General features: G+C 47.0%; 5 protein-coding genes. 2 read left to right on the top strand and 3 right to left on the bottom strand.

What is annotated here, in order from left to right; all coding sequences use genetic code 11:
• Positions 1 to 199: 199 nt before the first annotated feature.
• From kaiC to QUA16_RS34250, 3 genes are all read right to left on the bottom strand, one after another.
• Positions 200 to 1,762, bottom strand: a complete 1,563-nt coding sequence (gene kaiC / locus QUA16_RS34260) for a circadian clock protein KaiC (protein WP_333109002.1) — start codon at positions 1,760 to 1,762, stop codon at positions 200 to 202.
• Positions 1,763 to 2,108: 346 nt separating this feature from the next.
• A complete protein-coding gene (kaiB, locus tag QUA16_RS34255; RefSeq protein ID WP_006632119.1) occupies positions 2,109 to 2,423 on the bottom strand; it encodes a circadian clock protein KaiB in 315 nt (104 codons plus the stop codon).
• Between the two features lie 182 nt (positions 2,424 to 2,605).
• On the bottom strand, positions 2,606 to 3,541 hold the full coding sequence (locus QUA16_RS34250; protein WP_333109005.1) for a circadian clock protein KaiA: 936 nt from the start codon (positions 3,539 to 3,541) through the stop codon (positions 2,606 to 2,608).
• 396 nt (positions 3,542 to 3,937) lie between these two features.
• Between QUA16_RS34250 and QUA16_RS34245 the strand changes: the two genes are divergently transcribed.
• Positions 3,938 to 7,192, top strand: a complete 3,255-nt coding sequence (locus QUA16_RS34245; protein ID WP_333109007.1) for an ATP-binding protein — start codon at positions 3,938 to 3,940, stop codon at positions 7,190 to 7,192.
• 527 nt (positions 7,193 to 7,719) lie between these two features.
• Positions 7,720 to 8,592 (top strand): tetratricopeptide repeat protein, encoded by an 873-nt coding sequence (locus QUA16_RS34240; protein WP_445252225.1) that lies wholly within the window; start codon positions 7,720 to 7,722, stop codon positions 8,590 to 8,592.
• Positions 8,593 to 8,934 lie beyond the last annotated feature (342 nt).

Raw genomic sequence — 8,934 nt, 5'->3', positions numbered from 1 at the left:
CGTCCCGCCCGTCCTTTTTGGACGGGCGGGACGCCCATCCCACTTTCAAGAGTGGAAGTTATTTAATTCTCATTCCTAAGAACCTCCCAAACATGGTCGCGGTTGCTATAAATGTTCACAAACTCCTCAAATTAAAAATAGGTTGGGTTTCCTAGGTCAACCCAACCTACTTTTAACAACGACGAATTACTGCTAACTCTCAAATATGCTCATCATCTTGACCTTGCACACCCTGGAGAATCCGCGATAGCTCACTCTTCTCATTAATCGTAATCCGAGTCGGAGAACCGCTGATAATCCGTTCGTAACCACGGAACGAATCTTTAATTTGTGGGCCTCTTTCAGTAATTGTGTATTCCCGAATTCCTTTGTCGTGCCACGAACCGCGCATCTTAAACACATTAATTGCCCGCGACATTTCTCCTCGAATCTCTACATACTGCAGCATAATAATCGTGTCAGTAATCGTAGAAATATGGGAGTCCGTAATGGAATTAGAACCCATAAACTGGTCGCTTGTATTCGTAAAAAAGCCGGTTATTTCTTCCTGCTTCGCAAAACCTGTCACTCCGATCACAAATTGCCTGAAAGCATTATTGCTGACACCCCTAGCTAAGGCCGACAGCGAGTCTATAGCAATTCGAGAAGGTTTGAACTCCGCAATTTCTGATTTAATAGTCTGCAAGTGGTCTTCCAAACCGGCAGATTCCGGGTAAGTACACAGCAGCTTCAGCATTCCTTTCTGTTCCATTTCCTCAAAATCAATGCCCCAAGAATAAGCATTGCGGAACAACTGAGCCCGCGACTCTTCATAGGCAAAAAGCAGCGCCCGATTGCCGTTCATACAAGCATTCTGCAAGAACTTGCTCACCAACAGCGTTTTGCCGGTTCCCGTTGCACCCGTAGCCAAAATAATCGAGTCTTTGAAGAAGCCGCCACCGCACATCTCATCGAGAGTTTTATCGCCCGAAGAAACCCGCACGTTTGAAGACTTTTGAGTTAATCGCATCGCCCCCAATGGGAAAATATTAATTCCGTCATTAGTCATAGTAAAAGGATATTCGCCCTTCATGTGAGTTGTACCGCGCAACTTCAAAATTTCGATGGTGCGGCGGCGGCGTTCTCCTTCCAATACGTTGCGAACAATCACCACATTATCCGACACAAACTCTTCCACTCCAAACCGAGCCACCGGGCCGTATTCTTCCACCCGTTCCGTAGTCATAACTGTAGTTGCTCCGACTTGTTTGAGGCGGGCAACTAAGCGAAAAATTTCTCGGCGCACCACCGATGCAGCATCGTACTGCTGAAATACGGCGGTAACAGAATCTATTGAAACCCGCTTGGCTTTGTACTTGCGAATGGCGTACTGAATTCGCTCGATTAAGGCTGATAAATCAAAATTTCCTACGATATCTTGACCTTCGGGATCGGGGGAAGCGTCCAAAATAAATAGCTTGCCTTCCTCGATTAAATGTGCCAGATCCCAACCGAAACTGCAAGCATTTTTAATAATATCTGTCGGAGATTCTTCAAAAGTTACGAAAACTCCCGCTTCGTCAAAATGGGTAATTCCATTATAGAGAAATTGTACGGCAAATAAAGTTTTTCCTGTTCCTGATGTGCCGCTGACTAGGGTGGTTCTGCCGATGGGCATTCCGCCGTGACTGATGTCATCGAAACCCTCAATCATCGTGCGAATTTTTTCAACTCCTGCCGTTACCAATCCTTCTCGTTTAACCGTTTGACTAATTTCATTCATGTCGATTTTTGTCAACTCTCAGTATTCTTTAGTTGTCACTCATTAACCGCCGATCATGAGTCTTTGTACCCAGCTTTTAGTTTTGGCTCTTGCTCAATAACTAATGACTGCTGACTGCTGACTAATGACCCCGCCCAAAAACCGATACCGTGCCACGTACTCCAGTCGTGGAAAGATAAAAATTTTAGACTTTTGTTCAACATCCCAGATTCATCTGTGGAGTAAATCTAAAATCTAAAATCGTTCGACAGAGCGCGACTGGACGCTTCGACGCTCGCGCTCGCCGAACGTTTCCCGCCAAACCGAAGTCTCAAATCTAAAATCGACTGACTCTTACCTGATTATCTTATGAATTCAGGTCTTCTTCGCGAAGTTCTTCATAGAGCAAATCTAATCCTATCAGAACTTTCTCACGATCGGACAAATCGCCAATAATTTTTCGCACCGGCGGCGGCAGGATTTTGGCCAGCGTCGGGGTTGCCAATATTTTGTCCTCTTCTGCTAGCTGAGGATTTTTGAGAACATCTATGACTTTCAGCGCGTAGACGCCTTGAAATTCTTGTTCTAGGATGTCCTTTAGGGTTTTCAAAGCTCGCACTGAGTTGGGAGTATTCCCCGCAACGTACAGCTTCAGAACGTAGGTTTTTTTCAGAGGACTCATGAACTTTTTTAAATATTGAGTATTAGTTGTCAGATGTTAGTTGTAGTTGTTATTTGTCTTAAATCCGCTGTTCTTTGTTATTTTATAATAATTGCTGCCTCGTGCGATCGTCGGTCTGCTCCTTTCTTTTTTGTTAGATTGTACCTTCTACCTTTTCTTTTTTAAATTATGCCGAATCCCTTCTACATTCTACCTTGATATGTTTCTTTTGGAATCGATCGCCGATACATCTCGCACATATGAGCGATCGCGTCAATCAGGGTCAAACGGTAATCCAGCAATATTTCCTCGCTGCGCCCCTCTAATTTTAGCTGTTTAGCAAACTCGTCCATCAATTCCATGTGAATTTCTACAATTTGAGTCACGGGAACGTCAGCAAAAAAAGCCAAATTCACAAATTCATCTATTTGATTGTTTACTGCAGCATCTTGAGAAAAATAATTCAAAACGATGTCGCGATAACTTAACTTGAGTTGCTCCAAAAACTTTTGCTTCTCAGGTCCCGACAGATTTCTCAAAAAAATCTGGGAATTTCTTTTATAATACACACCTAAGTATCCTAATCGCTCCCGTAATTTTTCCGCCAGCCGCCGCTGCTGTCGGCTGAGCAAACTTTGAGCAGTCAATTGGGCTGTCGCATCGACCGTTACGGAGTGGTAATTGACCGGAACCGGAGTTGAAAGTTTCAGAAAGTGTGCGATCGCCCGATCGATACCGCCAGCTATTTCGCTCGCTCGATCGATTGCCAGTTGCACCTCAGCAGGGTGATAAAAAAAATCACAGCTTTCGTCTTGACTCTGGTTGGCGGTACTGGCTGCGGCCTCAAAACCATCTGAATATGGTGCTTCGGGGCTGCTATCTACCGGCGCGTGAGGCGAAAAAATTACAGCAGGCAAAAAGATCGATCGTTCTTGCAGCTTGCCCAGAAGCGAGCGCAGAGCCCCATCCACCTCCAAAACCAAACAATCAAGGTGATAATTGTGCTTAAGGAACCCCAAAAGCTCCACTGCCGACTTAATGTGCGTTAAAGCATAGCGTTCGCCTCTCAAAAGCTCGATCGCAGAGGCTGCGATTTCCTCAGAGCGGACAAAAATACCGATAGACAGTTGAGGAAGCAAAGCTGTAGGTGTACCACCTAAGTTGCCTGAAAGTGCTGGATCGCTCAGAGTTGATATCTCCTTTACAAAAAACTTAACATTTTAACAATCATCTCAATATTTATTTTAACCAATCTTAACCGCAAAATAAGTGATGCGCTTCTACCAGAAGAAGAATCAAAGTGTACTCCGTAGTTTTTGTGTCAAGCACCCGGAGCGTGATTTCTGCAATTAAGCTTAAGCCTTAAAATAATTGCTAGTCGCCTCAAATCAGGTGTAGGCATCGAACTCCCCGGTCTCGGTGCGGATACCGAGGCTGATAGCGAACTGATATAAAACAAATAAGATACAGAAATTCGCAGCTACATTGAGCATCAAAAATATTACTGCTCTCGCGAGCAGACTCTCAGGTTTGTTATGCCAGTCACCACCCCCAGTATCAAAAATTTTATCGAGTCAGTGCCGCTGTGCCTCCAAACGGCTGCGCTAGAATCGCTGCAGTCAATTTTCAGATCCTGCAACTGCGATCGAGTCGCAGTAGTCAACGAACAGCTACAGCCGCTGGGATTAGTGTACCTCCGCAGCCTTTGGGCCCGCGCGGCCGATCGCACAAACGACGGGCAGCAACCTTTGTCAGAAAGCTCGATCGCGATCGAACCAGTCAGGGCACTACCCGCCACTATGAGCGTCAGGGAATTCTGGGAGTACCTGCAAACAGAGGAACAGAACACCCCAGCCGGGCCAAACCGCCAAACCCCCGGCACCCCCTCCCACACTCCGATCGCCCTCACAGATGCCAGCGGTCAATTTTTAGGAATGCTAGACAGCCTGAGCCTGCTGCAATTCGCCGCACTTAACAGCAGCTCTCTCAGCAGCCTCCCAGAGCAGGCAACAGCCGTCAAAGAAATCGAATTAAGGCCGGTTTCCGAAGCCATCGCCACGGCCCTAGGCGCTCAAGTGCGCTTTCTAGAAGCAGGATTGAAACCTTCGGAAAACCTGAACTCCCTAGTTGAACTGTTGGAAAAACTGCCCCTGCCCCTGAGATTGCAAACCCCTACGGCACAAATAGTCAGCCAAAACGCAGCGTGGCGGATTTTGCTGGGAGCAGGCCCAGAACCAGTTCCAGAACCAGCAGCAAATTTGGGTAAACACTCGCCCCGCAAACCAAGCCATTTAACAAGCGAATACAATAGCGTGCAGTTAGAGGCCATCACCAAAGAGTCCAGGAGCCTAGTAGGAGCAAGTCGATCGGACGATTCCCTGCGGGATAGCTTCGCCGCGCGCGATTCAACCGCAGCCACCAGTTGCCCGCTGCCCCTATACGGTGCCGCCTCCCCCTCAACATTAACCGCTGCAGCTTGGTGTCCTATGGCCGGCAAACCAGACACCTACATTTGCGAGTGCCCCGTACAAAAAGGTCAAGAACGGATCTGGCAATTTGTCAAACAGCCACTCTCAGACAAGCTAATTTTAGTAATGGGACAAGATGTCACCGAAGAACATTTAGTCGCCAAAGAATTAGCAGCGAAAAACGCAGATTTAATCCACCTCAACAGACTAAAAGACGAATTTTTATCCTGCATCAGCCACGAACTAAAAACCCCGCTCACCGCCGTCCTCGGTTTGTCCAGCCTCCTCAAAGATAAATTGATCGGAGAACTCAACGATCGCCAAACACGCTACGCCAAACTAATCCATAAAAGCGGGCGGCATTTGATGATAATAGTTAACGATATATTAGACTTGACCCGGATGGAAACCGGGCAGCTAGAACTAATTCCCGAAGCAGTCGAAATAGCATCAACCTGCCAAAGAGCGTTTGAACAAGCAAAACAACTGCAACAGCAAGAAGAAAAAAACCCTCCCAGCGCGAGCCAAACGGACGGTACAGCAAACGCAGAACCCCCCGCCCAAATAGAATTTACACTCGAAATAGAACCGGGACTGAGCCAATTAATTGCCGACGAACTGCGACTGCGGCAAATGCTCGTCAACCTCCTTTCCAACGCCCTAAAATTCACCGAACTCGGTGGCAAAATCGGATTGAAAGTAAATGTTTGGGAAGGCTGGATCGCATTCACAGTTTGGGACACTGGCATCGGCATCCCCGCCGACAAACAGCACCTGATATTTCAGAAATTCCAACAGCTAGAAAGCCCCCTCACCAGGCGCTTTCAAGGAACCGGACTGGGACTGGTACTAACTCAACGCCTAGCTCGGCTCCACGGCGGAGACGTTTCGTTTATTTCCTCCGAAAACCAAGGCTCTCAATTTACCCTGCTGCTGCCACCAAATCCTCCGGGAAATAGGAGTGAAGAAGTCCCGGCACAGGAAGCGACTGAGGAAGAATTATTAAAACCCCAATATCAGATTCCGATCGCCAATTCTCGCTCTCGCTTAGTATTAATAGTCGAAGCAGTTCCCAAATATATCGAAGATTTAACCAACGTCATCTCAGGTTTGGGCTACCAAGTAATAGTCGCCCGTTCCGGCACCGAAGCGCTGGAAAAAGCTCGCAGGTTCAGTCCCGAAGCGATTTTCCTCAACCCGCTGCTGCCCCTGCTGTCGGGTTGGGACGTGCTGACGCTGCTCAAGAGTGACCCGGATACCCGATCGATTCCGGCGATCGTCACGGCCACCAGAGGCGAAAAAGAACGGGCCAGTGTCAACAAAGCCGAAGGCTTTTTGAGCTTGCCGGTGGAAGAACCCGCTTTGCGGAGGCTGCTGGCAGACTTGATCGGCCGTAATTCTAGTAGCGGCAAAGTGAAGAGTTCTTTAACCGTGTTGTGGCTCAGCCCGCAAAACAGTTCCTCTCAAGGTTCCGCTTTACTGCTCAACCCCAACTACTGCCGGGTTTTAGAAGCAGACGACCTCGACCAAGCAGAACTCGTGGCAAGAATTTGGCGGCCCGACGCGATCGTCTTGGATGGTACAAGTCAACTGCAAAACCCCTTAGCTTTTATCGAACAGTTAAGTCGGTCTCGAAATTTGGGTTCTCTCCCCTTGGTGACTTTAGAACCCACTACTACGCAACTGGCCAATCAAGTCAAAGGATTGTCGGTATTTCCCTGTTTGGCTACCCGCAGTCCCGACGACAGTGAAACTTCAGGTACCGGGTTGGTTGCCAGTGCATTGTGGCAAGTGATTCAAGTCGCTGCTGGCATGAGTTGGAAGCCCAGCATTTTATTTGCCGACATTTCGACGTTACCCGATTTGCACTCCTCTTCTGGGGGGAACCCGACGGAAGAATTGGAACATTGCGCTCGATCGACAAATGCCGAGATTCCCCTCCCCAATTCCCAGTTTTCTACTCCCAACTTTCAAGCTTTGATCCAGTACATCCACACCGCAGGATTTCGAGGGTCGATCGCTCCCTGTTGGACAGAAGTTTTGCAGCAGTTGCAATATCAAAGCGTTGACTTAGTTTTGCTGTGCTTGCGAGATGCCCCATCAGAATCAACCGCTATGCTGCAGGCGCTGTCGAACTTGCGCCAAATGGCAGTAAAACTGCCGATTTTAGTCTGGGATTATCGGTCGGCTGTAAATTCGGAATCAGAGGCGATCGACTTTCTACTGCAAGAAGTATCGGCCAAAATTTTGCCTTCTTCCTTATCGGCAGCACAATTATTAGATCGAATTCAACAGACTTTATTAACTCACTCAAGTTCCTGATAATGAATAATTTACTAGGTTTGTAGTGAGGAATTAAGTCGTTTCTCAGCCCGGAAAAATCAACTATTATTTATGAGGGGAAACAGAATTTGCAAACTATTTAACTGTCAACCGCGAAGCGTTATTTATTCAGGGCTGTTTGATTATCCGTAGGGGTCGCACTACCCCTACTCCCCGTGCCGGCCCTCTTGGTCTGATCTGCCGATCGAATCGTCTAGGTCGGGGGTAGGCAAAGAAAGGCACTACAAGAGTCAAAATTCATGTTTTTGGTGAGAATGAAACAGCCCTGGTTATTTATTAACTCATTCAAGTTGATAATACATCATAATTTTGCCTATTTGTAGTGAGGTTCTCTGTCGTCTATAAAACAGTGAATAAAAACCGCTATCCAGAGTGCAAACATAATTTGAGAAGTATTTAAATGAAAACCCAGAAGTGTTGCGAGTCAAGAAGCAATATCAAAACTCAAAAATATGAGTTATTATAGGCGATCGAGAAACCCTTATATTTTTTTCTGGGGCTGTACAGTGCCTAATCGCATTCCTTTAATATCTCTGCTACTCGCACTCGGTTTGGGGGCAATGCCCCAGCCTGCTGTGGCACAGGCACTCCTGCCTTACACTCTCCAAATCGACTCGGCCCAACTCGAACAAACTGCCTTGAGCCTTTCAGAAGAAGCCGTCCAGCTAGCCAGACTCCAGCAGTACCAACTAGCGGTACCCAGAGCCGAACTCGCCACACAGTTAGCCCCCAAAAATGCTCAAACTTGGACTTTGTTAGGTAGCTTGTACCTGCAAGTTGAGCAGTTTGACAAAGGCATTGAAGCTTTGGGGCAAGCTCAATCTCTGTCGCCAGAAAATCCATCAATTAAATTTGTCTTGGGAGAAGCTCACTTTCGGAAATCGAACTACGAGAAAGCAGTCGAATATTTGCAAGCAGGGTTGAAACTAAAACCAGACACTCCAGGTGCATTATTTGATTTAGGGAATGCTTTTTATAAGCTGAAGCGGTTCGATCAGGCGATCGCCCAATACGAAAAAGCCTTTGCTTTAGAAAAAAATCTTTGGCCGGCTGTCAACAATATCGGATTAGTCAAATACGAAATGGGAGATGCCGATGGCGCTATCAAACGCTGGGAACAGGCGATCGCGATCGACAACAAAGCAGCCGAATCAATGCTAGCTCTAGCAGTAGCATTCTACGGCAAAGGCGACAAAGCAAAAGGCTTAGCGATGGGAGAAGCAGCTCTGAAACTCGACAAACGGTATGCTACCGTAGAATATCTCAAAGAAAACCTCTGGGGCGATCGTTTAATCGCAGATACCCAAAAGTTGCTAGCCACTCCTGAAATGAAAGCAGCACTGGCTAAAATTCAAGACGCCCCACCCCCTCCAATGTAGTCGCCCGATCCCAAATCCGGGTTTAATATCATGACTACCCCTCCGTCATATCAATTCCGGTTGCACCGGAATTATTGTTGACTGTTGACTGTTGAATGTTGACTGTTAACTTGGATTCGAAAAACTGAATGATAGTTGAGTATTGACTGTTGATTCGATTTTACGCCCGACGATGCTAGCGGAGTTGATATCATTGCGAGGAAGGAAGCAATCGCAGAGACTAAGCGATTGCTTCCTTCCTCGTAATGACAAATAATATCATGTGCGATCGATTAACCATAATATCCCGGTCGGGGCGGGTTTTTGAGATGGTCAATTATTGGCAGGTATTGTTGGTGAACC

Origin of the sequence: Microcoleus sp. S13_C3, assembly GCF_036700905.1 — a bacterium.
Classification (GTDB): Bacteria; Cyanobacteriota; Cyanobacteriia; order Cyanobacteriales; family Microcoleaceae; genus Microcoleus.
This window is presented reverse-complemented; position numbering and strand designations above follow the sequence as displayed.

Excerpts from the sequence above, each read along its gene's own strand:
- kaiC (WP_333109002.1), bottom strand. The coding sequence starts at position 1,762 with ATGAATGAAATTAGTCAAACGGTTAAACGAGAAGGATTGGTAACGGCA.
- QUA16_RS34245 (WP_333109007.1), top strand. The coding sequence starts at position 3,938 with ATGCCAGTCACCACCCCCAGTATCAAAAATTTTATCGAGTCAGTGCCG.
- kaiB (WP_006632119.1), bottom strand. The coding sequence starts at position 2,423 with ATGAGTCCTCTGAAAAAAACCTACGTTCTGAAGCTGTACGTTGCGGGG.